At 37.5% G+C, this 24,135-nt stretch carries 23 protein-coding genes; 6 read left to right on the top strand and 17 right to left on the bottom strand.

Annotated features, from left to right (window positions below):
* Window positions 1–739: 739 nt before the first annotated feature.
* Both pyrE and rph read right to left on the bottom strand, forming a co-directional pair.
* Window positions 740–1,384 (bottom strand): orotate phosphoribosyltransferase, encoded by a 645-nt coding sequence (pyrE, locus tag P3J6_RS02220; RefSeq protein ID WP_054202965.1) that lies wholly within the window; start codon window positions 1,382–1,384, stop codon window positions 740–742.
* Window positions 1,385–1,398: 14 nt separating this feature from the next.
* Window positions 1,399–2,112: a ribonuclease PH gene (rph, locus tag P3J6_RS02215; RefSeq protein WP_008111261.1), complete on the bottom strand. Its 714-nt coding sequence runs from the start codon at window positions 2,110–2,112 to the stop codon at window positions 1,399–1,401.
* 180 nt (window positions 2,113–2,292) lie between these two features.
* Here rph and P3J6_RS02210 point away from each other — a divergent pair, with 180 nt between their 5' ends.
* Window positions 2,293–3,153: a YicC/YloC family endoribonuclease gene (locus tag P3J6_RS02210; protein ID WP_054202964.1), complete on the top strand. Its 861-nt coding sequence runs from the start codon at window positions 2,293–2,295 to the stop codon at window positions 3,151–3,153.
* A gap of 174 nt (window positions 3,154–3,327) precedes the next feature.
* A complete protein-coding gene (locus P3J6_RS02205) occupies window positions 3,328–4,542 on the top strand; it encodes a tyrosine-type recombinase/integrase (protein ID WP_198522123.1) in 1,215 nt (404 codons plus the stop codon).
* Between the two features lie 40 nt (window positions 4,543–4,582).
* Here the strand turns inward: P3J6_RS02205 and P3J6_RS02200 are convergent, their stop codons facing one another.
* From P3J6_RS02200 to P3J6_RS02180, 5 genes are all read right to left on the bottom strand, one after another.
* Window positions 4,583–5,926 carry a hypothetical protein gene (locus P3J6_RS02200; RefSeq protein ID WP_198522122.1) on the bottom strand — a complete coding sequence of 448 codons (1,344 nt, stop codon included), beginning with the start codon at window positions 5,924–5,926 and terminating at the stop codon, window positions 4,583–4,585.
* Window positions 5,927–5,979: 53 nt separating this feature from the next.
* On the bottom strand, window positions 5,980–6,198 hold the full coding sequence (locus P3J6_RS02195; protein ID WP_198522121.1) for a helix-turn-helix transcriptional regulator: 219 nt from the start codon (window positions 6,196–6,198) through the stop codon (window positions 5,980–5,982).
* A 252-nt stretch (window positions 6,199–6,450) separates the two neighbouring features.
* Window positions 6,451–8,175 carry a DUF927 domain-containing protein gene (locus P3J6_RS02190; protein ID WP_198522120.1) on the bottom strand — a complete coding sequence of 575 codons (1,725 nt, stop codon included), beginning with the start codon at window positions 8,173–8,175 and terminating at the stop codon, window positions 6,451–6,453.
* Between the two features lie 478 nt (window positions 8,176–8,653).
* The gene (locus P3J6_RS02185; RefSeq protein WP_232735460.1) at window positions 8,654–9,016 is read right to left on the bottom strand and encodes a hypothetical protein; all 363 of its coding nucleotides are present in this window, start codon (window positions 9,014–9,016) and stop codon (window positions 8,654–8,656) included.
* Between the two features lie 29 nt (window positions 9,017–9,045).
* Window positions 9,046–9,246 carry a hypothetical protein gene (locus P3J6_RS02180; RefSeq protein ID WP_198522119.1) on the bottom strand — a complete coding sequence of 67 codons (201 nt, stop codon included), beginning with the start codon at window positions 9,244–9,246 and terminating at the stop codon, window positions 9,046–9,048.
* Window positions 9,247–9,532: 286 nt separating this feature from the next.
* Between P3J6_RS02180 and P3J6_RS02175 the strand changes: the two genes are divergently transcribed.
* A complete protein-coding gene (locus P3J6_RS02175; protein WP_198522118.1) occupies window positions 9,533–9,682 on the top strand; it encodes a hypothetical protein in 150 nt (49 codons plus the stop codon).
* Between the two features lie 69 nt (window positions 9,683–9,751).
* Here P3J6_RS02175 and P3J6_RS02170 read toward each other — a convergent pair whose 3' ends face one another.
* From P3J6_RS02170 to P3J6_RS02140, 7 genes are all read right to left on the bottom strand, one after another.
* Window positions 9,752–10,618, bottom strand: a complete 867-nt coding sequence (locus P3J6_RS02170; protein WP_198522117.1) for a phage integrase N-terminal domain-containing protein — start codon at window positions 10,616–10,618, stop codon at window positions 9,752–9,754.
* A gap of 902 nt (window positions 10,619–11,520) precedes the next feature.
* The gene (locus tag P3J6_RS02165; protein ID WP_198522116.1) at window positions 11,521–13,098 is read right to left on the bottom strand and encodes a DUF262 domain-containing protein; all 1,578 of its coding nucleotides are present in this window, start codon (window positions 13,096–13,098) and stop codon (window positions 11,521–11,523) included.
* A complete protein-coding gene (locus P3J6_RS02160) occupies window positions 13,095–14,063 on the bottom strand; it encodes a hypothetical protein (RefSeq protein WP_198522115.1) in 969 nt (322 codons plus the stop codon). The genes P3J6_RS02165 and P3J6_RS02160 overlap by 4 nt, the downstream gene beginning before the upstream one ends.
* Entirely contained in the window at window positions 14,060–15,268 is a 1,209-nt protein-coding gene (locus tag P3J6_RS02155; protein ID WP_198522114.1) for an AAA family ATPase, read from the bottom strand. The genes P3J6_RS02160 and P3J6_RS02155 overlap by 4 nt, the downstream gene beginning before the upstream one ends.
* Window positions 15,269–15,285: 17 nt before the next feature.
* Window positions 15,286–16,455, bottom strand: a complete 1,170-nt coding sequence (locus P3J6_RS02150) for a DNA cytosine methyltransferase (protein ID WP_198522113.1) — start codon at window positions 16,453–16,455, stop codon at window positions 15,286–15,288.
* On the bottom strand, window positions 16,452–16,991 hold the full coding sequence (locus tag P3J6_RS02145; protein ID WP_198522112.1) for a hypothetical protein: 540 nt from the start codon (window positions 16,989–16,991) through the stop codon (window positions 16,452–16,454). The genes P3J6_RS02150 and P3J6_RS02145 overlap by 4 nt, the downstream gene beginning before the upstream one ends.
* Entirely contained in the window at window positions 16,984–17,217 is a 234-nt protein-coding gene (locus P3J6_RS02140; RefSeq protein ID WP_198522111.1) for a helix-turn-helix domain-containing protein, read from the bottom strand. Before P3J6_RS02140 ends, P3J6_RS02145 begins: the two co-directional genes overlap by 8 nt.
* A gap of 568 nt (window positions 17,218–17,785) precedes the next feature.
* Here P3J6_RS02140 and P3J6_RS02135 point away from each other — a divergent pair.
* Window positions 17,786–18,019, top strand: coding sequence for a hypothetical protein (locus tag P3J6_RS02135; RefSeq protein ID WP_198522110.1), 234 nt, complete (start codon window positions 17,786–17,788; stop codon window positions 18,017–18,019).
* A gap of 258 nt (window positions 18,020–18,277) precedes the next feature.
* Here the strand turns inward: P3J6_RS02135 and P3J6_RS02130 are convergent, their stop codons facing one another.
* Window positions 18,278–20,278, bottom strand: coding sequence for an ATP-binding protein (locus tag P3J6_RS02130; protein WP_198522109.1), 2,001 nt, complete (start codon window positions 20,276–20,278; stop codon window positions 18,278–18,280).
* Between the two features lie 168 nt (window positions 20,279–20,446).
* Between P3J6_RS02130 and P3J6_RS02125 the strand changes: the two genes are divergently transcribed.
* Entirely contained in the window at window positions 20,447–21,319 is an 873-nt protein-coding gene (locus P3J6_RS02125; RefSeq protein ID WP_198522108.1) for a gluconeogenesis factor YvcK family protein, read from the top strand.
* On the opposite strand, the gene P3J6_RS02120 is transcribed toward P3J6_RS02125, so the two are convergent.
* The gene (locus P3J6_RS02120; protein ID WP_198522107.1) at window positions 21,316–21,648 is read right to left on the bottom strand and encodes an Hpt domain-containing protein; all 333 of its coding nucleotides are present in this window, start codon (window positions 21,646–21,648) and stop codon (window positions 21,316–21,318) included. The two genes, P3J6_RS02125 and P3J6_RS02120, sit on opposite strands and share 4 nt — an antisense overlap.
* A 21-nt stretch (window positions 21,649–21,669) precedes the next feature.
* On the opposite strand from P3J6_RS02120, the gene P3J6_RS02115 reads away from it, so the two are divergent.
* Window positions 21,670–22,689 (top strand): glycosyltransferase family 4 protein, encoded by a 1,020-nt coding sequence (locus tag P3J6_RS02115; RefSeq protein ID WP_198522106.1) that lies wholly within the window; start codon window positions 21,670–21,672, stop codon window positions 22,687–22,689.
* On the opposite strand, the gene P3J6_RS02110 is transcribed toward P3J6_RS02115, so the two are convergent.
* Window positions 22,684–24,090: a sigma-54-dependent transcriptional regulator gene (locus tag P3J6_RS02110; protein ID WP_198522105.1), complete on the bottom strand. Its 1,407-nt coding sequence runs from the start codon at window positions 24,088–24,090 to the stop codon at window positions 22,684–22,686. The two genes, P3J6_RS02115 and P3J6_RS02110, sit on opposite strands and share 6 nt — an antisense overlap.
* Window positions 24,091–24,135 lie beyond the last annotated feature (45 nt).

Here is a 24,135-nt window from a genome sequence, read left to right as displayed (position 1 = left end):
TTGTTTGCCTCACTTAGTAAACTAAGCTTGGCTGTTAGAACTCAATCTGTACGAGTGCCCACACAGATGATTGCTTTATATTGTTAAAGAACGTTGCGATTAAAGCGTTAAACTTTATCTCGCTAGGACTGCGCATATTACGCTTTCCTATTTTTTTGTCAACACTTAATTTTGCTAAACTTGAAAGTTTTCAGAACTAAGTTTTACTCGACTCACTGAGTAGCTCGTGCCTCGCTATGCGTTGCGTTCTGCCGTCTCAGTGGGGTCGCATTATAGGGAGATCCGAAAACAGATCAACCCTTTTTTGAAGAAAACTTGAAATAAATGACTGTTCGCTGGATATTTGAACGATAGGTGCTAAAAACACAACATAACTATCAATTTATTAACAATAAACGCGAAACTTAAGCCTTTAATCATTGTATCAACTTGAATAAGCTTTATTAAAACACTCATAACTAAGATGATCATAATGATCACTAGCAATAATCTACCCGAATAGATCCCATATATAACAAAGTCTAGAAAATAAGACGCTGCAGCTAACTTTTGTAAATGTTACTACGGTGAATTGAAGTAGGTAAGAGTGATGCCACAGTATTTATAAAGTCACGGCTGTTAATAGTGTCTACCTGAAGGTGGCTTTTGTTTATATGTATTAGCAAAGCCTTAATATAAGTAGGAGTTACTGTTGCTCTATTTTAGGCAAAATAAAGCCCCGCATTTGCGAGGCTACTATTTATGCTACACCGTATTGATCCCGGTAAGCTTTTACCGCGGCTAAATGCTCATCCATAGTTCCTTGGAGCTCTAGGTAACTAATTAAATCAGCCAATTTAACGATAGAAGTAACTTGGGTATTAAAGTCACGTTCTACTTCTTGTATAGCAGAAAGCTCTGCTTTACCTTTTTCTTGACGATCAAGTGCAATTAAAACACCACTTAAATCTGCGCCATTATCCGCAATTATTTCCATTGACTCGCGAATAGCTGTACCGGCAGTGATCACATCATCAACTAACATGATCTTACCTTTAAGTTCAGATCCAACTAAGCTACCACCTTCACCGTGTGCTTTTTTCTCTTTACGGTTAAAGCAATAAGGTACATCTTTATTATAATGATCTGCTAACGCAACTGCGGTTGTTGTTGCAATTGGAATACCTTTATAAGCAGGACCAAATAGTACATCATATTCAATTGCTGCATCTTCAAGTGCCGCTGCATAAAAGCGACCTAAGCGCGCTAAGTCACGACCTGTATTAAACAAACCCGCATTAAAGAAGTAAGGGCTAGTACGGCCAGACTTTAAAGTAAACTCGCCAAACTTTAATACCTGCTTTTCTAAAGCAAACTCAATAAACTCTTTTTGATATTCTTTCATTGCCAGTTACCTATTTATGCTAGTGCTTGCTTTTGTACATCAATAATTTCACGAATTGAATGCTTAGCGAGTGTAAGTAGCTCATCAAGTTCGTCAAACGAGAAAGGTTCACCCTCAGCGGTTCCTTGTACCTCAATAATTTTACCGGTTTCAGTTAAAATTACATTCATGTCAGTTTCAGCGTCAGAATCTTCTAGGTATTCTAAATCGCTAATCGCTTGGCCTTTATATATACCAACAGAAATAGCAGCGATCATATGTTTAAGTGGGTTTGAGTTAATCATCCCTTTTGCACGCATATACGTTAGTGCATCAACTAGCGCAACGCATGCACCGCTGATAGACGCTGTACGTGTACCGCCATCAGCTTGGATTACATCACAATCAATAGTAATTGTGTTTTCACCGAGTGCTTTTAGATCGATTGCTGCACGTAAAGAGCGAGCAATCAGACGCTGAATTTCCATTGTACGACCGCCCTGCTTACCTCGCGTTGCTTCACGACTATTACGTGTGTGTGTTGCGCGCGGTAACATGCCATATTCTGCGTTTACCCAACCTTTACCTTGGCCTTTCATAAAGCGTGGTACGCCAGCCTCAACTGTCGCAGTACAAAGTACCTTAGTGTTGCCAAACTCTACCAATACTGAACCTTCAGCATGTAGAGTATAGTTACGTGTAAACGTAACCGGTCTAATTTGATTAGGTGTTCTTTCGCTTGGACGCATTGACGATCCCCTTAATTCTGAATTTGCCACATTATATGTTGATGTGAATACAGATGCCATGTTGATTTATATTAAAGTGTGTTTAAAAAACACTCAGCAGTGTTAAATTTTCTTTAGAGCTTGGGCAGTGTTACGGTATAATAATCGTAATATTGTATTTAAAAATGTAGGAAAACATCCATGATCCACAGTATGACAGCTTATGCGCGTCGCGAAATAAAAGGCGAATGGGGCACTGGCACGTGGGAAGTTCGCTCAGTGAACCAACGTTATCTTGAAACCTTTATTCGTGCACCAGAGCAATTTCGTGGCATGGAGCCCGTTATACGCGAGCGTCTGCGTAAGCACTTACAGCGTGGTAAGGTCGAAGTTTTCTTAAAATTTGTAGCAAACCCTGCACATGTTGGTGAATTATCAATTAATCAATCTCTTGCTGAGCAGCTAATTAATAGTGCTAAGTGGGTACAACAACAAAGCAATGGTGATATTAATCCTGTTGACATTTTGCGTTGGCCTGGCGTGATGGAAGCGCAAGAAATTGATATGGATAGTGTAAATACAGCGCTCATTACTGGGCTTGACCAAGTAATTGAAGACTTTAAATCGGCACGTGGTGATGAAGGTGCAAACCTTGAAGAAATGATAACTACACGATTAACCGCCATTTTAGAGCAAGTTGATATTGTTGAAGCCCACATGCCAGAAATTACTAAATGGCAACGTGAAAAGTTAGTACAAAAACTTGAAGATTTAACAACAAATATTGATGAGTCACGTCTTGAACAAGAACTGATTTATCTTGCACAAAAGCAAGATGTAGCAGAAGAACTTGATCGTTTAAAATCGCACGTTAAAGAAACACGTAAAATTTTGAGTAAAGGTGGTGCTTGTGGTCGTCGTTTAGATTTTATGATGCAAGAGTTTAACCGTGAAGCAAATACCCTAGCTTCTAAATCAATCAACAGCGACATCACCAATGCTGCAGTTGAGCTAAAAGTATTGATAGAGCAAATGCGTGAGCAAATTCAGAATATTGAATAAAGCTCACTAATATTCAAAAACACTCATAAACACCTGAATAACCTCGCTTTATAGCGAGGTTTTGTTTTTTATCGTTCCGTATTTTTTCATTCTGTTTCATCCAATTGGTGAGTATTGTGGTGAGTATTTTTCACTGCTAGTCTCAAACTACTGGTGAGTACAAGAGGTGAAAAAATGTCAAATTTAACAGTAAAACAAGTCAACACACTTGCTAAAGGTCAGCACAGCAAAACATCCGATGGCAATGGGTTATCGTTCGTCGTTCCGAAGCGTGGCGAACCTTACTGGTCCCTTAGATATACCTTTAACGAAAAGAGGAGGGAAAAGTCTCTGGGTAAATTCGGACAACTGACACTCGCTGAAGCTCGGGGTGAGGCTGAAACAATTAGAGCTATGCTAAGAGAAGGCATTGATCCACTATCATTGAGCTCTCTGACTAAACATAACGGGATGACTTTTAACGAGCTATTTCAAGATATGTATGAAAATAAGCTGCTCAAACGATTAAAAAGGCCTGATATCCCGAAAAGTAAATATAACAACAATGTAGCCAAATTCATTGGTCACCTTAAAGTTGAGCAGGTTAATGCGTTCCACATTCGAGATATCCTAAATATCATTACCGATAGTGGGCGACCTACAGTGTCAAATGATGTTCTCGATCTACTTAATAACCTTTTTAAACATGCCATACAATTGAATATTACACTGAACAACCCTGCATCAGCTTTTACCTATAAGGATGCTGGAGGACATGAGTCATCACGAGAACGAGTATTAAATATTAATGAGGTGGAACAAGCATTCAGCGTATTCCGAAAATACCCCGAATCTTTTACTCGCGACAACTACCTAGCCTGTTGTTTGTTGGTAGCTTTAGGTGTACGTAAATCTGAATTAATTCAGGCTCCATGGTATGAATTTGATTTAGATAACGCGGTTTGGTATCTACCAAAAGAGCGTACCAAGAAAAACTTTAGAGCTATAAAAATTCCGTTACCATCACTCGCTGTAGAATGGCTTAAAGAACTAAGAGTTCGTTCACATGGTTCAAGTTATGTATTTCCAGCTAGGCGCAAAAGCAGTAAACCGTATATGGGTTCAGATACTATCAACAGCGCAATAAATTCACTGTTCGGTATAGATCGTAGTAAAAAGGTTCAACCACCAAACCTTATGGGTGACTTAGAGCATTTTAGAGTTCACGATCTGCGGCGCACTTTCAGATCTATTGGGGCTGGGCTGAAGTTTCAAGATGATCATTTAGAGCGTTGCTTAAATCATCAAATCAGTAAGTTAGATGAAATTTACAACAAGCATGACTTTTTTGAACAGAGGAAGGAAATTCACCAAGCAGTATCTGTAACTTTAGAGCCTCTTCTTCAGTAGTGAAGAGGCAAAGCTTATGCGGGTTAAGGTATATTATTAATCAATTCATATCAAAGCGCTCGACCTTCTCTTTATGTTCGGCGATTGCTGATTCTAGAATTTCGTACGCTTCTGACACCCTTGTTTCATGTATTTCAACAAGAACCGGTATGACCTTATCCAACACTTGTTCGGTAAGCTCTTTTATCTGAGGGGATAAAAGATAGACCTGCTGGTCTAGTGAGATAAATTCACGACTTACCGCTATGGAAATATCTTTTACATGTGTGCGGCTATCTTCACCTATAGGATAATCGGATAAATCAAAATCACCTGGGTTAGAATTAATGTGATCTATAATTTCATGCTCCCAGAATTCTAGAAAGGATTCTTTGTCAGTTGCATACCCATAACCTATTGTATTTTTAATTTTATAAATAATATCTTCCAGTTCGTCTTCATTTATCATAAAAACATCCGAAGGTTGAATTAATTCCTTAGCCTTTTCCAAATTGGCTGATTGGATTTGGTTTGGACTAGCTTCATTCAACTCTATTATTTCTTCTATAATCCCTTCTAAATTGCTAATTTTATCTAATGTGGACTCATCTAAAAATGACTCTGCGTAAGTGTTTTCGATTAAATCATTTACAAGACTTAAAGTTTTATCACTGCTATTTGAATGGAAAATATCGGCCAATAACTTAAGAATCTCATGCAATCTTTCAACTTCTATTTCGGATGAAATTTCACTAGTAAAGGTAAAGCCTTCGTATTGTTTAACAATCCCTTCAAAAAAACTCAGATAATCTAATATTTCGTTGTAATCATACCAGTACCTAAGCATTTTAAAATCTATATCATCTATGCACTGCTTTCTTTCAAATAACGTACAACAAAAATTATCGTCTGTTAGGTTTTTTAAAATCCCCCTAATTAACTCATTGTTTTTATCACTTATTTTAATAATAACCTCGTGACTAGAAAACAATGTTTTGTATCCTTCACCACTCAATTCGTGCATTGGCTTAGAGGTAGTAGCAACATTTTGAGATCCAAGATAAAGGTCACTGTCTGCACTGATTGCTTTAACATGAGATCTTGAATGCAAAAAGAGCTTTACATTGTTAAATTCACTTTTTGTAAGTCTTTTCAGGCAAGCTTTCACCTCATTTTCAGTATTTGTATGGTTGAAATTGGAAATACCATATAAAATTTCAACCTCAGTATTTTCTGAAGCAAGGTCTTCTACTATAAACCTGACTGTTGAAAACAGGGATTTTGCGGGTCCATAAGTAGCAACTTTCAAACTCTTAATATTATTCAATTTTTTTATTTCATCGAACGAATCTTCAGAAAAATGACGATGGAATACCTTCGCCTCAACATTTGCTAAATATTTCAATAATTGCTCCTTTATCAATAGGCTATCTGTCAACTCATCGAAGCCTAAACCATTTATTTGTTAATCCAAAGCAAAATATCAGACAGCAACCAGCGGGCTTTCCCCTTACCAACACTAGAGGCTGGCGGAGTTTCTCCCGCCTTTTGCATACGCCACCAGGTAGTGCGGCTTATGCCGGTTCTGCGGCAGCGCTCAGTCTCGCTTATCAGCCGCTCTTCTTCGCCATAAAGCTTTAAAATGCCCGCTCGTTTTTCAAATAACTCGTTATTCATGTTTATCTCCCAATTCCACGCGATTCTTTAGTATCCAAGTATCAACTTCTGTTCTCTTGAAAAAGGTTCGCCGGCCTCCAAGCTTGTAGTAGGGCAACCCTTCTCTAACTTGTTGACGCAAGAAATTCGGGCTCAGTGCTGTGTACTGGACACACTCGTCAAATGTAAGAAACTCTTTGCTGTTGAGTGCTACTTTGCAAAGTTGGCTTTCAATAATGCATTTTATTTCGTCAAATAGTTGGTCAGTAAGCATTAGTAATTCTCGCTCTGGGAAGCTGGGAAAGTGGGATTGGTATTACTATTCAAAGAGTTATCATTTGGATAAAAGTGGGATAGATCTACACTTTCACCGCATTCACGACAGATTTTCTCGGGAAAAAGCTTAATAAACCGCTCTCCTCCTATTTTAAATGTGCGTCGCGTGCCCTCATTGGAAATGGCCCAGCCTTTTTGAAGCATGTAATGGACTGTTTGACTGTATTCATGAGCAACGGACTCAATTACTTCCGATTTGAATAACTGCTGAGGAATGTACCAAGCCAGTTCCTGCTCTGATTCGAAGAATCCAATGCTCCCATTATGTGATTCTCCCCGAGGACTCAGGCTATGCCGCCATTTATTGATTAGCTTGATAAGCTTTTTAATAATTTTCTTACTTTCTGAATTTTCGGTGCTATTTCGGTCATCTAACCAAATTGTTGCTACTTGTTCTAATGCATCTTTAGCTTCCCCCAAGTGCCATGGCAACAGTCCTAAATTTATGGCAATTTCCCCCGCGGCCGCTAGCAGAGCAAATTTATCTAAAACGTTATTAGCTTGGCTCTCAATGTTTTTTCGCCAAGGCCACTGCTCCCGAATATTTTTGTACTCTTTAATAACTTCATTGTTTGGGCAATCAAAATCTGAGAGAGCTTCCACCCACGATTTAATGAAAGTTCCATGGTATTTACCTATGCTGGCTGATAAGTACTCAGCAAATTCTTTAGCCGAACTAAATCCATGAGTATTTTCGAAAGCATCATATTTGCTAAATACTGGAACCTCTATCAATCGGACTGACTGCCCTGCACTAACACTTTGATTAATGCCTAACAAAAGCTCTTCAAGTGTAAGCTCCCCGGTACTAAGAAATATTGTGCGCCAACGATAACGCTTATCTAGGGCGCCATCTTGCTGGCTTCTTAGTTTTGATACGCCATTACACAAGTGGTAGATTAGCTGACCTATCTCTTGTGCAGGGCACTGCTTAAATTCATCAAGACAAAGCAGCATGTTATTTCGCGCACGAGCGATAGACTCAATACCGTTAGAAGTGGTGCTCCAAGTCTCCCAGTAGGTTTGATCTGAATAGATACTGGCAGCCACTTTCATCACCGTAGACTTGCCTGATTTTGAACTTCCGACGATTTGTATTCCAAAGCTCTCTAAATCAGTCCACCCAATAATAGGAGCCGCAAGTGCAGTACATACAGCAAGAATCATGATTGGATTACCTCGGCAATACTTTCCAATATTTTGCTGCCAATCCAACAGTGAGCCTGATTCAACTAAGCTATCACCTGCAAAATCACCAACATAAACTGCTGGAGTATCGTACTGGCCAATACTCCAATCCGGCGTCACAAATTGCCTATCAACCCAACCACTTTGCCTTGAGCTGTAAGCATGCAGATTACATGGAGTTTCGATTAGGTAGGCTAAAAGAGATTCCCACGAGTTTTTTCCTGGCGTGATGTGAAAACCAGACCTAAGGAGCCTCTTTTTAAATTTTTTTGCAAAATTGTCATCAACTTCTCCCATTGGCAGTACTTCTCGAATTGGTAAACCAAAGTAGTTTTTCCACTCTAATAGCCGTCCGAAGTCATCTCTCTTATCATGGGAAGAAACAATCGCTTTCACTTCTATTGGCCCAGATATTTTTCTTTCTTCACCATCTTTGTTAAGGGAGTAGATACCATCGGGTTTTGCCTTTAGCATAAGTTTTACCTCTCAAAATCAACGCATTTTTATTACTTGAATCATTGAGAGTTAGGTTGACACGGTTTGAGACAGGTTGGATCGGAAAAACCCCCCTTACTTTCGAGGGGTTTTTCTAAGCGTTAAAAAAACGCCAAGACTTACCCGTTTCAGGGATTTAATTTTCACGTAAAGTAGGAGAAAACAGCTGTTTTTGGGTGCCAAGAATTAGGCATGCCTAATTTTTTTCTAGGAATGATTAGGTATCAGTCGAATTTATTGAGATTGTCGCGATTAAAATGAAATAGCAAAGCAAAAAATATCACCAACGCCAAGACCATGGCGCATCCTGTAAGCAACGGAGCTATCACTAGACTCTCCCTTTTTTAATTGCTTCAAATAGGTCATGCTTTAGTTTGACGTAGTGGCGAGTAGCGCGAATAGCCAGCACCATTAACACCCACATTTGAAACCATTCATAATCAGTCATAAGTGCACCTTAGTGTCTTGTATTACCCAAGTAGATATTACCTTCCCAATTACAAAGCTCTAAAATCCAATTACTAATTTTCAACCGTTTAGCTGGGTTAAGACCTGTGAAAGGAAAGAAAATCTGAGTGCTACGATTTTTGAACTTTGAAAAGGATTCCAATCGGATATCCCAAATATCGTCATGTTCATTCATAACATCAAATGCAAACGCTTTTTGTGTGGTTAAAGCAATGAACATCTCTTCTTCCGTTTCATTGCGAAGATCAACCTCTAAACCTAATGGTTCACACTCGCCCTCAATACCAGCTAAGCGAATCTTCAGCTCATCGTATACAGGCTTAAATGGCCAAAGCTCTTTATTTGTCATCATTTCTTCTCTCAAAATTAGGCATGCCTAATTCATAGGTAGGTATCGTAGAGCTCGCCACGAGCTTTAGCGTCTTCAGCTTCTGCGCGAGTCATCTCTTCACCATCTGCAATAATGTTACCCATACCATCATCCAATTCATCTAGCTGGTCATTTTCTTCAGAAACTGATAGCAAAACATCAACAACACCTAGTGCCACCACCCCTGTTACTTTTAACGCTTTTTTCCACATATGAGACTCCTAAAATTAGGCATGCCTAATTCGGTCGATAATTGGTCTTGCCTTTAGTTAAGCTAATAAACCCTTTTAAATCAATATGGAAGATGTCTCACACGTTAAAATTTGAAACTTTAAAAACAATAAATTTCATGTATTTATAGTAAATCATTCAAAATATACACTTTTACTTTTCTCAAAAAATAAGAATAAATAACTAGCTTTTTACTCAGTTATTGCCATCCTATTAATGCTTAACTTATAAGCATTAATTTTTAAATCAATCTGATGGAGTAGAATTATGACTGTTAAACATGTGCCAACTGGAATTGTTCACAAAGGAAGTAAAGGTGGAACAACAGGATGTGGTTTTGATACTAAAAAGGAAGCTACCCACTGGGTAGAATCCCACTCTAAAATCAACTGTGATAAAAACGGATGTAAAAACTGAGGTTTAGTAGAGCAATAAACTAGGGCGAAGTTAGTTTATTCGCCCATTCAAAATTAGGCATGCCTAATTTTAACTGCCCAAGTACGCATAGGTAATCTTCAATCGTTCATGGCCCAACTCTAGGCTAATTTGCTCCCGAACTTTAATATCGTGCTCATAATCAAGAGATGATAACTCTTTTCTATGTGGGCCTCCATCGGCAGGGCATTTCCAACCTGTAAGCTCTAAATAACGCTCCCTTGCGTAATGATGACGCAGTCCGTGATTTTTATTTAATCCAACTCGAATTGTTTCGCGGTCGTACTGTTTCATTTGTGATTTATAGTTTTTGTCAGGTTCGATAAGTGCGCCTTTAGTAACAGCTGCAATATCACGAATAAGCTGTCGTTGAGATTCTTTTAAGATCGGAATTTTGCGGTATTTGCCACCTTTGGCCCATGAGCCTTTAATTTGTAGAGTGTTAGCGTTTATCAAAGCGTAAGATAAGCTGAATTTCATACACTCCTCTTTTCTAAGCCCAAATTCTTGCTGCAAACGCAGGGAAAGCTTGATTAAGTCACTCTTGATCTTCGCATGCTTATCCATGTCTAACGTTTTTGACTTGCCAATGGGGTTGTTGCGAACTCTTGGAATACCGTAATCATCATTGCTACGTGAACAGATATTAGGTTTACCTATTTTTTCGGCAATCCAACGTAGTGCAGCCATTCTGTTTTTAATCGTTTTGGGTGCTAAACCTTCATCTTGCCAACGCGTTATAAGGTGATTGATATGTTTGGTTTTAAGACCTGATGGGTCTCTTAATCTATAACCGTGGCTAAGCAGCTGTGTTGCAGCAAGGTTTAAAACTTTGCTTCGGGTAGCTCTAGTGCTAAAGCTACTTTCGCGGTGTGTGTCGTTTACCATTTGGTGAAGACGATATCCTAATTGGCTCATTTCATGTTCCTCATAAATTTAAAAAGTAATTTTGAAAGTATTGAGAAAAACACCAAACCGAAGACCAGGGGGCGAAATGCCAAAATAGGTAAGTTTTAAAGCCATATGAACGGTGCGTAACCGAGCATATTGTCGAAAGACATAAAGGCTAACTGGTCTAAAGCAACAAAGCTGAGCCGTGTGATTTCTGTTGAAATACAGCGCGAACTACTGTGGTTTATATTTGTGTTGTTTATAGTGGGGTGGTCGTGTGACCCATAATGCTGCGAGTGCAGCTCCTCAGGAACGTGTTGCGGGCAGTGAAATACGCCCTTTTTCTTTATGCTCATTTCGAGCTAGTCCAATATTAAAATTATCACAGTGATCAGAGATTGCAACACCTTTTTGACCCGCTCAAATCTCCATCCCTCTTCTGGCCCTGCATTTTTTCAAGGCGAATTGGGTGTCGAGGCATCATGAGCAGTGGCCTCGACGGGCGACTCTGCGAGTCGTCCCTACCTCTTTCGAGTAGGGACGACTCGTCGCCAATCCACCTTGAAATAAAACCCCGACAATTTTACCTGGGTTTTTCCAGACATTATTTTTGAAAGTGGTTTATCTTTGTGGTTGGCAGCGCACACCGCGATTCGTTATCGATAGTAACGGCCCACACCTGGGTGCATGAGACAGGGCTATGGTGCATCAGGGTGCGACCCTGGAGGCGCGTAATCCATCAGACGTTAGGGTTTATCGTCTGTAGCCTTCGAGGATAGTCGTGTAGTTCCTACACGCGCAGCCCATTATATTGGGCTGCTTTTCTTAAGAACTGGTGTGCTCTGTTTTTCTATCAATATTTGGGCTATTTTCAACACAAACTACAGGTTTTAATACAACAATATTATTAGCTTACTTGTCATATTCGATTAATTTTCGATTTTATAGTTTGTCAATTTTAAAATATTAGCAGCAGGAGTAAATATATGACTTACTTCATAATTAAAGATTGCAGTTTCTCTTTGCTCCCTGAATTCCTCAAATTTTTGACATTTAATTTCATCTAACATGCTGTCATTTAAAAACATTGCTTCTGTGTCATTAGGGTTAAGTTCAGCCAATGAAAAGTTTTTTTCTTTCGTAATAAAATATAACGCCGATCTCTTACTTTTATCTTTAATTTCAGTAGGCTTTTTTAATATTTTCCCTTTAAATTTGTGAAAATCTTTAGCAAAGTTAGTCCCTTTATCAGAGTCAAGCTTATGAGCTTGAGCAAGTGCCCATAGTTTAAATCTAGTATTTCTGAAACTAACATTATCCTTCCATAATGAAACAGATGGTTTCGTATTAAGAGTCCATTTTAACTCATTAGTTTTCAGATACATTAACCAATCATTTAAAGCTGACTCAGAATTCCGTGCAGTGGTTCCAAAAGCGCTCGTATAAGCAGTCACTGTAATCCATGCATTAAGCTTCGCTTGGTCAATATCTGGATGTTTGACTAATGCATGGCATACACCTAGCGCTTGTAATTTATATGGGAAGACTTTAATAGAGGACACTCCATACTGCTCCATTGAAAATCTTAGCAACAGTTGGATACCTGAAAATATATCACGGAGCAATTTCTCATTAACTTCTTTCGCCAAAGAGTCTGTATTTTTATCGTAAATCGATTTACCTAGTTGAAGCTTAAGTAACTGCAATATAAAGGTTTGATCAATGCTATCGTTATCAAATTCTTCTAAGTATTCACTCTTAAGATTTTCTATAGATGTTAAAAGTTCAAATTCAGGTGAGTAACTCAATGCATTTAGCATGTGAGCTTCTGACATCACAGTGCCTCTTGTATTAATTCGTTCGAAACTTTTTGTTACCAACTCTTGCTTATCTGAACGCATTGGTATCATTGGGACTTTATAATTCTTAAAAGCAATAGATATGTCATCAGCCTTATCAATTAAATAATCCCTTTCAGGCGGTATACTCCTAAGAAATCTCATCAAGTTTTTCTGATCAAAAATAACTTTCAAAGGTAAGTAATGAAATGAATCTGGGTTATTTCCCTCTTTAATTATTTCCTCTTTTCTAAGAAACATATTTGAAATAGAGTTGCTTTCAAGATCGGCATATACTTGATAGTTTGATAAATCAGAACCATCAGATGTGTGTTCTGGATGTTTAATTAAAGCATACAGAGTGGACATCCTTTGTAGACCATCCATTAAATACATTTGTTGTGAAACGTGAGTATTATCGGTTTCATAATTTAACCTAAATGGCCCAATAGCATCGTATGAAGTTATATTATCTAGATTAGTTGACCAAACTAGTATCGAGCCGATAGGAATTCCCTCTACAATACTACAAAGTAGATCTCTTTGTTGTTCCCATTTCCATACTAGCTCGCGTTGAAATCTTGGAATTTTAATAATCCCAACTTCTATTTCATCAAGGATTTGCGTAACAAATGATACGCGAGGGTCCATTACAAACTTATCACTCACGCTGGTGTCCTTATATAATTTTTAATTTTGGCAGCAAGGTTAATAACCTCTCTACATTCAATATTACGATGCATCAGCTTGTGAATGACATATTGTTTGTTTTCTCTACTATACCAATCACCGATCCCCCTAAACCCGTCCCCAAGTAGTTGTTTAGTCTCATCCTGTAAATCATCGTAAATGTTTGAGTGCAGATCAGTTCTATTCAAGCCTTTTTTTAAGTGCATACAAAATCTTTGCTCAGTATTTAATGAATAAAATGCACGTACTTTTTTATAATTGATGTCATTATCTAAACTTTCTGTTGGCGTACTTTCATACAGTAACTCTAAAGGAAAATAGTTTTCAATCATACGCCTTCTTAAAGTATGAAATTCAACTTTATTTGCAGCGCATATCTCAGCCACATCAATAGCATCAGCTGCTGGAGTATCAAGAGATTTACAGTCACTATCCGTTAAAACAAACATTTTAAAACGAAGAATCAAAGGGTTTGTTTGTCTTCGTAATTCATTTTTAACTTCTCCAATACCTCCTCCTTTGGTTACAATTTCAGCATTGTGAATCTTTTCAAAAACCTGTTTCCTTGTTGACTTATCTACAACACATTTTATGAATTGTACGTCATTATAAGCGTTTTCAAAGTTCAGAAATAAAGGGATCGTAATTAGTCTGGCTGCATCCTCAAGACTTAAAATAGGGATGTCGGAATCTAAGTTTGAATTGGTAACACTTCCAGAGACTTGTGCAATGTTTGTTTGTTTAAACTTTGTAGCGTCTGAAATCCAACATCGATAAATTTCTTCCCAGTCAGAACTATTGTTTTGTGTTGTCCACCTTGAAATAGCTGGATTTTCTATGTCAAATTTTAAAAATGCCTTGTTATTAATCGCATTAGTTCTGAGTGTATCCAAATATTGTCTATATCTTTCGTCAAAAGCGTCAGGTAAGAGCCAAAGTATCATTCCCGCTCCTCCCTAGCCTGTAAGAGTTCTTTTGATTGGGCGATTATTTCTCTGAATACACTTTGTGGCCAGTTTCCTTGGATATATCCAACGTCATCAAAAGTAATATTAGAAATGCTCGACACATTATCTTCTTTTTCAACCCAGTAACATGAAAGGTCATCATTAGAAATCTCTCTTTTGACAATTGCTGACTGAATTGCCAATAAAAAACTTTCGGAGTGAGTTTCGATAACTAGCTTAATGTTTTCCATATCTTTTAATATGTTAATCATAAACTCTGCGAGCGTAACAATCGCTTGAGGATGCAAATGAAGTTCTGGTTGCTCTATCGTTATTATTGGGGCTTCGCCAAGCAACCCAAACTTTGCCATTGAACATAAAGTTACAACCGGTAGTGCTTGAGCGATCCCTTCGCCAGAATCTATTATATCAACCGGTGAACTTTCAATTGCATTATCTACGGTTTGAAGCTTTACTGTTGCTCTACCAGTACTTACATTTTGAGTTGAAGATGAATCGAGTTTGAGTTTTCGGCCTGTGGTTTCAAGTAACCAGGTGTTGATTAACTCAAAAGCATCTGGGCAGTTGCCTTTTATATACCAAAGTGTCTCACCAATACCTTCACCTTTATAATTCACCCCAGTTTTTATACCTAAGCCAATATCAAAACTTCTTGGTGGGGAAGTTCGAATAGATGATATCCATGAGACTGAAGCTGAAGACCTTCTTATTTTTTCTCTTATGCAAGTATCAGATATAGAAAAAAATGACTCTAGACTAATGCTATTTTCTCCATCACATTCAAATTCAGAAAAGTTTTGTTCAGATGGGAGATAATTTTTAGTTATACCTTCTTTTGTAATTCCTAATTTATTTATAAACTCATGCTCATGAGCATTTTGCCTCAGGGAAAAGGAAATACAATTGCTTTGCCAAGTGACTTCAAAATCTATATCTTTAGAATTTTCATTTAGGATGTCTGAATGTATAGCTCCACGCAATGATGAGCTGGTATAGTCTAAATAGCTATGAGTGTATAAATTAGAAGCGTGATCTTTAAAGCTGTCAGATAACAAGGGGATTGCTCTTAACAGAGCGCTTTTCCCACTGTTGTTATACCCGAAAAAAATTGTCAATTTTTTTAAATCAATGTCGACTCGTTCGCTAAATCCTTTAAACCCTTTTATTGATATTGTATCCATAACAACTCTCGAAATAATTACTTTTTATTGATTTTTTCTTGCCAATGATTAAATATTGGCGTCAATATATTTTCAGACAAAAACCTGATTACAGGGACACATACTGCGTCCCCCATTGCGAATAAACCTTTGTTTATATTGCTGGGTAATTTAAATGAATCACGAACGCCTTGAAGGCGAGCATATTCTCTAGGAGTTAAAAGTCTTACACTCCATGAACCTTTCCCAGCCTGGATTAGTATTTGTTTGCTAGAACCACCTTTAGGTGTTCTTAAACAACCAGCTATACCATCAGTTCTATATTCTGCTGTAGACTTACCTTTTCTCATCCGTCTATAAACAGTGCCGTAGCTTAACGCGTAATTATCTATATTGCTATGCAGTTTTTCTTTATGAGCTTCGCTCATTTGCAGGTATAAGTTTTCCTTCCTTTCCTCACTCCACCACAACTCAGAAGCTCGAGGAATATCGGTCTCAATTACCTCTTCTAATTTGTTATTTATTTCTCTATTAAAGTTAAAATCGAATATGCCCCAATTCAAATTCTCGGATTTAAGAATTACATTTTTCAGTTTCTCTGACCTCAGTTGTGGATATCTTGCAAATGAACTCCACCAGTTGTCTAGAACAGCATTTTCATCTTTTATTAGCATCACTTGCTGAGCCAACTCTTGTTCAACCGCGATAATAAATAAGCGTTGCCTACTTTGAGGTGTGAAATATGATGCGTCCAATTCAACAATATCTACATAATACCCAAGCTCGGAAAAAAGCCTTACAGTATTAATAATATCTTCACCTTTATGTGAAGTTAGAAAACCTTTTACGTTTTCCAGCAGTACCACTTTGGGTTTTTGGTTTATAGCTTCTTTTTGGCTAATGATTTCAAATACAGCGTTTAAAGTTCCTGAATGAATACCAGCTAAACCTGCTCTGTTTCCTGCCACTGATAAATCAGTGCAAGGAAACGAAGCTGTATAGAGGAAAATATCATCTGGTACTTGCTCAACATTCTCAGCAATATTCCAAATATCATCTAGGTGGAAATCATTATTACCAAAATTTTCAATATAAGTTTCTCTTTTATCTGATGATAAATCATTTGCAAACAAGCATTGCCACTGATCTTGCTCTAAACCTTCGCGAACTAAACCAACGCCAGCAAAAAACTCGACATAATTCTTCATAAATTATCTAATTCAACCTTAAAGTCATCATTCTTGAATATTAAATTTCCACCCTGAATTTCTAATACAACTAAGCCATTATTCTTTACAAATGAGAAAAGTACATTTTTCCTGAATCTCAAATTGTCAGGGTTCTTGTATTTTTCGATACATAAGGGTTCCCAAACATTAAAATACTTCTCACAAAGCATTGAGCCTTTCAGGGCTCTGACAGTGACACTGTCATACTCTTCAGAATAACTGCAAAAAATATGGTTTACTATTTTATCTTCTTCTAGTTTTTGTAAATGAGCTCTACGATGGTATTGGTACTCAAAATTACCACCAATTTTTGCAGACTTAACCTCCCAACCTTTGAGGTCTGCTCCAGTAATTCCCACAGCCTTTTCTCCGGTAATGAGCGCACAAAACAACTCCCAGATTACTGAATGCACATGACCCGCTACTTTTAAATTATGCTCTTTAAGAAAACCGATTTTCTCAGGATCGTATATATGCTTTTTGTAAAAATTAAATGCATTAGAAATATTATCCATCTATTTCCCCTATTCCTTCAAATAATTTCGAAGGGGAAATAGATAAGGCATTTGAAATTTTAACTATATTGACAAGGCTAACATTACGCTTCCCTCGTTCCATAGAACTAATGTAAGTTCGATCAAGCTCTGCCAATTCAGCTAAAGTTTCTTGACTCAGTTCTTTATTCTGACGTTCTTTTTGAACATTGGTACCAAAGATCGCTAAAACTTCATTTTGCGTCATATACCCCTCCAAGTAAAAGGGGTAGACTGCAACCTTGTAGACTATGAGTCTACGGACTATAAGTCACATACGATTCGATTTTAAAGTTGTATTTATCTAATAGCAATTAGCTTTATCATGAAAACATCTCAAACGAATATCTAAAAATACTTTCCTAGATGATCTTCAGACGAGCTTCCTAAATTGAAGAAATTCATTTTTATCTACACAAGTTAAAATCCAGTGATTATATAAACAAAAAGTACAGAGATTTTTAACTGACTCATTAGTAATCACTTTACATTATTAGCCTAATGCTCGAGGAAACGCTTTGTTTGTTCTTCTGATAAGAAATTGACAATAAAACACTTTGATAAATTTAATAATTAACCCCCAAACCACTTCGTTCAAATCCTGTAAAGCCATAAATCGGAACCCCGCAAGCGGGGCCCCCTTGCTTCGCAACCCTTCGGGCGATTTCTAGCTTGACTGGCTTTTCTCTGCGTAGTCTGTGTTGAACATGAGGTATGGCACGCCTTTAGGCGGCAAGCGCCTAAAACTTACCAACCTCATAGCGAAAGGGGCTTATATGAAATCTATGGACTTTATAAAGAACGCTAAAAGAGTAGAATTTGCTGATATAGCAAGGTCGGCAAAGCCGATTGAACGTACCACTCTTACACAGGTTTGGCCTAACGATAAATGTTACCTAGTTAAAGCAGGCAGTAAGTTACAATTCTGGATTACTCGTAACGATTGCTTGTTGTCTGTGAATGTCTCTTTGAACTCACCATTTTGTGTTTGTACTGATGCAGATAATTAGCTATGTTTCCCATATCCCAACTTTCCCAGTTAGAAATAGAGCATTTTTTAATTTTTTTCATAAATTTTTTTCGATTTCCTTATGGTGAGTACACTGGTGAGTAAGAGAGCTTTTAAATAGACAAAAACTCCTTACAGACCTTGACTTGCCTGCCTCCCTGTAAATTTTATCGATAAACAAATTCAGAATATTGAATAACAAACTATAACGTTAGAAAAGGCCATGATTATTCCTAATTATGGCCTTTTTTATTACCGGCTATAAAAGCGTACTTAAAGAGGCTTTTAAGGTTTCAAACTTAATAGGCTTGGTAAGCACTTTATTAACACCTACTTTAAAACATGATGCCTTGTCATCGGTTGAAGCATTTGCGGTTAGTGCAAAAATAGGAATATCACTTAACAGCTCATGACGAATATGCTGCGTGGCGCTTAGTCCATCCATAGTCGGCATCATGATGTCCATTAAAATTAAATCAAAATGTTTGAGTTTCATAAACTCAATTGCTTCCACTCCATCATTAGCAATCGTGACTTTGTGATTTAGCTTTTGTAAAAACGCCTTAATAAGCACTTGATTGGTTTTATTATCTTCAGCAACCAGAACTGATAATACAGGCTGTTTTGATGAAAGATCGGGTTTAATTTCATCAATAATCGCTTCTTTAAATGGCAGTAAAATAGTAAACGTACTACCTAGCCCTAGCTGAGTTTCAACACTAATAGAGCCGTCCATAAGTTCGATTAGGTTTTTTGAAATACTGAGGCCTAATCCTACTCCTTCATTTTTTCTATTTATACCTTCGTTAACTTGTCGAAACGGCTGAAATATAAAACTCAGATCTTTCTTTGCAATACCTACTCCTGAATCTTCAATAGTAAATTTTAGGTTGTCATCTACAATATTTACACATAATGCAATATGCCCTGAGCGAGTGAACTTAAATGCGTTGCCAATGAGATTAAATAGTATCTGTCCCAGCCTAAATTCATCACCCATAATAAAGGTAGGGATATTGTCATTAATCGAAACTGAAAAAATAATATCTTCACTGTCTTCTATAATATGCAATTGCCCAACGATGTTCTCAATAAGCAGTTTTACATTTAGCGGTTTATTGGCGATTAATACAGTCCCTGATTCAATTTTTGAAAAATCTAATACGTCGGTAATTAATCCATAAAGAATATCAGCACTAGAGTTTGCATAATTCAACCATTGGCGTTGCTCTTGAGTTAAATCGGTATCTATTAATAACTCTATCATCCCCATAATCGCATTCATGGGGGTCCTTATTTCATGCGACATGATGGTTAAAAATTTTGTTTTTGTTTTACTGGCTTCCTCAGCTTTAAGCTTTTCATTTTCAAGTGCAGTCTCTCGCTCTTTTGAGACGGTGATATCTTTGGCAATACCTAAATAGCCAATGAAATTTCCGTTTTCGTCAAATTGCGACTTACCATTAAGCGATACCCACAAAGGTGTCGATGCCTTAACCTCAAACTCAAAACCATTAAAATCCTCATGCTCAGCTATTAAAGCAGCAAAAGCTTGCCATTTTAGTGTGTTTCTTTGCTCATTTTTAGTGCGCAAAGACTCAATGGTTTTATTAATAAATATTTGCGCATAGGTATTATCTTCCCTTTCCAGATTGTTAACGCTGGTAAAAGTCATATCAGGCTCGGTTCGCCAAAACCACTCACTTGCTAATTCTTTAAATAAAGTAGAAAGCTGAGAAAATTTATCAAGTAGTAAAACAGATTGATGAGTTTGTTCATGTAGCTTATTTAATTGGAGAAAAGCGTGGAATACTTGCTGAAGAAATAAAATTATTGAGTGTGAAGCTAAAACATTATGGTTAATTTTGTTACTCACATGAGTGAAAATAAATAAGCATTGTTCTTTACCCGTATCAATCCCGATTAACAGCGCTGTATTTTTATTCTGATTATTTGCCTCTGCTGATAAAGTAACTAATTGTTCTGGCAATGGATTGCAACTAAATGAGTAACCTTTTTTTAAAGCCTGAATAAATGCAGCACATGGTGGCCAAGTTTTCTCATAAAAATCGATATTAGTTGTGCCTATAGTTAAAAAATGATGATGTGTTTTTTTTAAAACAATGCAGTCTTGGTATTGAAGTAATGGCTGCAGTAAAGCTGACATAGTAGCTAAAATATCAATTTCATCATCACACTGATGCAATAACGCTAACTGCTTCTGTAGTTCCGTAAGCGTAATTAATTCATTACGTTGCATACTCATTCCCTCAGCTAAAATGCATCGCGTTTTGCAAAATAATACCAAAATCGATGTTATGACTAATTAATATAGAACAAAATTTAATATAAATCATTGAGTTATTTTTATGGCAGGGTGGAATGATTTCTGCTTTATTAATATAAATAAATACATTAAGGCATAACTATGAAGATAGTATGTATTGGTGGGGGTCACGGATTAGCACAAGTGTTAAGTGCGATAAAACCCTTATGTAGCCACCTAACAGCGATTGTAGCAACTACCGATAATGGTGGTAGCACCGGTCGCATTAGAGCCGATCAAAATTGTATCGCTTTAGGTGACATAAGGCGCTGCTGTGTTCAACTTGCAGGTGAAAGCACGCAAGCCCAAGCTATGTATGAGCATAGGTTTATCCATGGCGATATGGCGGGTCATAGTTTAGGGAATTTAACACTATTGGGTTTAACCCAGCTAACACAGTCTCCCACTGAGGCTATTGCTGCTTTTAATCGTTTGCTTGGAAATAAAGAGACAGTTTTGCCTATGTCTGATCTACCTACAGATTTAGTAGCCGAGCTAAACAATGGTGAAAAAGTATTTGGTGAATGCGCGATTGATGCTCTAAATGAACTACCAAGTACAATCTACTTATCGAAAGCGGTGCCGCCAGCACCTGGTACTATTGAAGCTATTTTAGATGCCGATTTAATAATTATTGGTCCAGGTAGCATCATTACTAGCGTGATGCCTGCTTTTTTAATTACAGAAATCACTGAAGCAATAAAAAAAACCTCTGCGTGTAGAGTATTTATTGAAAACACAGCGCAAGAAAGCAGCGTGATGCAACATACAAAAATTGCCGGCATTGACTGGTTACAAAAGAAGCTCGCCACTAAAGTATACGATTTAAGTATTTCTCCTTCTGCCATTATTGAAATTTTACAACAGGGAGAGAAGTGTAAGGAAACAGGCAAGCATTTACATAATATTAATGAACTAAAAAATGTATTTTCAGAGTTATTAAAAAGCTCTTTTAATACTGAAAAACACGCTTAATGATTTTGGGTAAGTTCTCTCATATGTTCGAAGGTTTTTTTACTTTGTGCATCAGCTAACTTTAAGAGGGTTACAACCTCAGTGTTTAAACCATTGACCTTAACTTGCTGCTCAATAAGCTGGCACGTTTGCGCTAATCTTGTTGCACCAAAACTATAACCGCTACTTTTTAAGCTATGAGCGCACAGTTCAATTTCTGCGGCATCGGTTGAGAAAAGCATTTGCGCCACTAACTTTTTAGACTCATCAACAAAAACGCTTATCAGTTCAATGGCTGTGCTATCACCAACATCATACTTTAGTTGTTCTATTACAGATGTATCTATCATAATTTTCTTTTGGAGCTCATTGTGAATAATCAGATTATATTGTTTGTAGACTCTTCAATGATTGGTGGTATTGAAACTCATATTATAGAGTTATACAAGCTGCTTCACAAAAATCAGGTTAGTTGTTCAATTTTATTTTATAAAAATCATGGGAATAATGAGTTTTACGAGTTACTTGATAAGCAAAGCATACCGTATGATTTTCTGCAAGGTACACTCATTAGTTTAATCAAGCGGTTTCGCAGTTACGATCGCAATACAGTTATTCACACCCATGGTTATAAAGCCGGTATTTTAGGGCGTTTGGTTTGTAAAATCACAAATAAGCATTGTGTTAGCACTTACCATGCAGGAGAGGCTGGTACAGGAAAAATGTGGCTGTATAACAAATTCGATTTATGGCTTAGTTGGTTATCAACTAACTTTGCAGTGTCTGAAAAAATTAGTAAAACAATTAAAAACGCCCAATTACTGGAAAACTTCATCGCAATAGCCGAACCTCCCAGCACTGATTTTGCACAACCGTTACTTAGAGTCGGGTTTGTTGGGCGCTTATCTTATGAAAAAGGCCCTGATATATTTTATGAGTTAGCTGAAAGTATGCAGACTAATAAACAGGTACAGTTTCACCTTTTTGGGGATGGCCCAATGCGTGATCGTATTCCACAATTAGACAACCTTCATTACCATGGTTTAACACCCCGAGATGATATTTGGCAACATTTAGATGCCCTACTTATTTGTTCAAGAGAAGAAGGCCTGCCTATGACGCTTCTAGAAAGTATGGCGCATTATAAAATTGTTATCAGCAGCCCTGTGGGCGCTATTCCTAGCATTATAAACAATGAAATTAATGGCTTTTTAATGAAATCAGCAAATACACTAGAGTGCCAACAATCGATAGAAGCATTACTTGCCTTGCCGGCAATACAAAAAAGTGAAATGGCACACTCAGCATACACTATGCTTGAAGAGCGTTTTTCAGGTAGAAAACAATTTAACTTGCTGCAAAGTGCTTATACAGCAAAAACATTATTATAAATTTTCTTCCCACCCTTTAATTTTTCGGTATAAGGTTGAAGGACTTACATCTAAAAGAGCGGCAGCTTTAGGAATATTAGTTGCGCATATTTTTATGACCCGCTCTATATATTCTTTTTCGGCGATCCATAAAGCCTTAACCTCACTTTCAACCTGCGGTAACTCTTCAAATTCTTGAACTGGTAACGATGCATGTTGCTCTTTAACCTGCCCCTCATTACCTGACTCTTTTTGCGGGCTTTGTGGCAATGCTGGTAGCATAGATACATCAATCCACTCTTGTGGGTTAAGCACTAAAATATTACGGATCACATTTTCTAGCTGCCTAACGTTACCAGGCCAATCGTATTGTGCTAAAAAGTGCTTCACATCGTCGGTTATCCCTTTGTAAGGGTGCTGCTCTTCCTTGGCTATTTTAATAAACAACGCTTGTGCTATTTCAATAATATCTCTGCCCCGCTCTCTAAGTGGTGGCAGCTCAAGAGGAATAACGTGCAGCCTGTAATATAAATCTTCTCTAAATCGACCGGCCTCAACCTCAGCAAGCGGGTTTCTGTTGGTAGCACAAACAAACCTCACATCAACTTTAACTTGTTTTTCGCTACCGACTTGTTGATAAGTACCTGTTTGAATAAAACGAAGTAATTTACTTTGTAAATTAATATCCATTTCACATAACTCATCTAAAAACAGTGTCCCCCCATCAGCCTGCCCTGCAGCACCCAAGCGGTTTGCAATTGCTCCAGTGAAGGCACCTTTTAAATGGCCAAATATTTCACTTTCAATCAAATCTTTGGGGATAGCAGCACAATTAAGTGCAACAAAGGGCTTGTCGGCACGATTAGAGGCTTGATGAACTGCTCGTGCACAAAGCTCTTTGCCAGTACCACTTTCACCGGTAATAAATACCGTGGCTTTACTCGCTGCAGCAGAGCTAATAACTTGATACACCGATTGCATTTGCTTGGAGCTACCAATCAAGTCAAAGTAACGACCGTTTTCATAAATATTTTTATACTTGGTAACCGCTTGTTTTAAATCTTTTATTTTGAGAGTGTTGTTAATGGTTATACGAAAACGTTCTGCCTCTACAGGCTTTTCTAAAAAATCACTAGCGCCTAACTTAATCGCTTGAATCGCCATTTCTTTGGTAGCATGCCCAGTTAATACAACAACTTGCGGAAAATTATCAGGTTCTAGCTGAGCAAGAATATCCAACCCGTTCATATCGGGTAACATCACATCGAGTACGATCAGATCGGGTTTTATTTTATTAATAATATCAAGAGCGGTTGCCCCATCATTTGCCACTAGTGTGTTTACACCTGTTGGTAAAAGATAAGACTGATACATCATAGCAAGCGACTGGGTGTCTTCTACAATCAGTATTGTTGGTGGCATAATCCCATTCCTTTTAGCGACTCGCTAAGAATTATTTAGAGAAAA

It is taken from the genome of Pseudoalteromonas sp. 3J6 (genome assembly GCF_903995135.1).
Classification (GTDB): Bacteria; Pseudomonadota; Gammaproteobacteria; order Enterobacterales; family Alteromonadaceae; genus Pseudoalteromonas.
The sequence above is the reverse complement of the archived record's forward strand: the minus strand, read 5'-3'. Positions and strand labels throughout refer to the sequence as shown.

What these genes read in the sequence shown, in the direction of transcription:
- pyrE (WP_054202965.1), bottom strand. Translation starts at nt 1,384, where the DNA reads ATGAAAGAATATCAAAAAGAGTTTATTGAGTTTGCTTTAGAAAAGCAG.
- rph (WP_008111261.1), bottom strand. Translation starts at nt 2,112, where the DNA reads ATGCGTCCAAGCGAAAGAACACCTAATCAAATTAGACCGGTTACGTTT.
- P3J6_RS02210 (WP_054202964.1), top strand. Translation starts at nt 2,293, where the DNA reads ATGATCCACAGTATGACAGCTTATGCGCGTCGCGAAATAAAAGGCGAA.
- P3J6_RS02205 (WP_198522123.1), top strand. Translation starts at nt 3,328, where the DNA reads ATGTCAAATTTAACAGTAAAACAAGTCAACACACTTGCTAAAGGTCAG.
- P3J6_RS02195 (WP_198522121.1), bottom strand. Translation starts at nt 6,198, where the DNA reads ATGAATAACGAGTTATTTGAAAAACGAGCGGGCATTTTAAAGCTTTAT.
- P3J6_RS02190 (WP_198522120.1), bottom strand. Translation starts at nt 8,175, where the DNA reads ATGCTAAAGGCAAAACCCGATGGTATCTACTCCCTTAACAAAGATGGT.
- P3J6_RS02185 (WP_232735460.1), bottom strand. Translation starts at nt 9,016, where the DNA reads ATGATGACAAATAAAGAGCTTTGGCCATTTAAGCCTGTATACGATGAG.
- P3J6_RS02180 (WP_198522119.1), bottom strand. Translation starts at nt 9,246, where the DNA reads ATGTGGAAAAAAGCGTTAAAAGTAACAGGGGTGGTGGCACTAGGTGTT.
- P3J6_RS02175 (WP_198522118.1), top strand. Translation starts at nt 9,533, where the DNA reads ATGACTGTTAAACATGTGCCAACTGGAATTGTTCACAAAGGAAGTAAA.
- P3J6_RS02170 (WP_198522117.1), bottom strand. Translation starts at nt 10,618, where the DNA reads ATGAGCCAATTAGGATATCGTCTTCACCAAATGGTAAACGACACACAC.
- P3J6_RS02160 (WP_198522115.1), bottom strand. Translation starts at nt 14,063, where the DNA reads ATGATACTTTGGCTCTTACCTGACGCTTTTGACGAAAGATATAGACAA.
- P3J6_RS02155 (WP_198522114.1), bottom strand. Translation starts at nt 15,268, where the DNA reads ATGGATACAATATCAATAAAAGGGTTTAAAGGATTTAGCGAACGAGTC.
- P3J6_RS02150 (WP_198522113.1), bottom strand. Translation starts at nt 16,455, where the DNA reads ATGAAGAATTATGTCGAGTTTTTTGCTGGCGTTGGTTTAGTTCGCGAA.
- P3J6_RS02145 (WP_198522112.1), bottom strand. Translation starts at nt 16,991, where the DNA reads ATGGATAATATTTCTAATGCATTTAATTTTTACAAAAAGCATATATAC.
- P3J6_RS02140 (WP_198522111.1), bottom strand. Translation starts at nt 17,217, where the DNA reads ATGACGCAAAATGAAGTTTTAGCGATCTTTGGTACCAATGTTCAAAAA.
- P3J6_RS02135 (WP_198522110.1), top strand. Translation starts at nt 17,786, where the DNA reads ATGAAATCTATGGACTTTATAAAGAACGCTAAAAGAGTAGAATTTGCT.
- P3J6_RS02130 (WP_198522109.1), bottom strand. Translation starts at nt 20,278, where the DNA reads ATGCAACGTAATGAATTAATTACGCTTACGGAACTACAGAAGCAGTTA.
- P3J6_RS02125 (WP_198522108.1), top strand. Translation starts at nt 20,447, where the DNA reads ATGAAGATAGTATGTATTGGTGGGGGTCACGGATTAGCACAAGTGTTA.
- P3J6_RS02120 (WP_198522107.1), bottom strand. Translation starts at nt 21,648, where the DNA reads ATGATAGATACATCTGTAATAGAACAACTAAAGTATGATGTTGGTGAT.
- P3J6_RS02110 (WP_198522105.1), bottom strand. Translation starts at nt 24,090, where the DNA reads ATGCCACCAACAATACTGATTGTAGAAGACACCCAGTCGCTTGCTATG.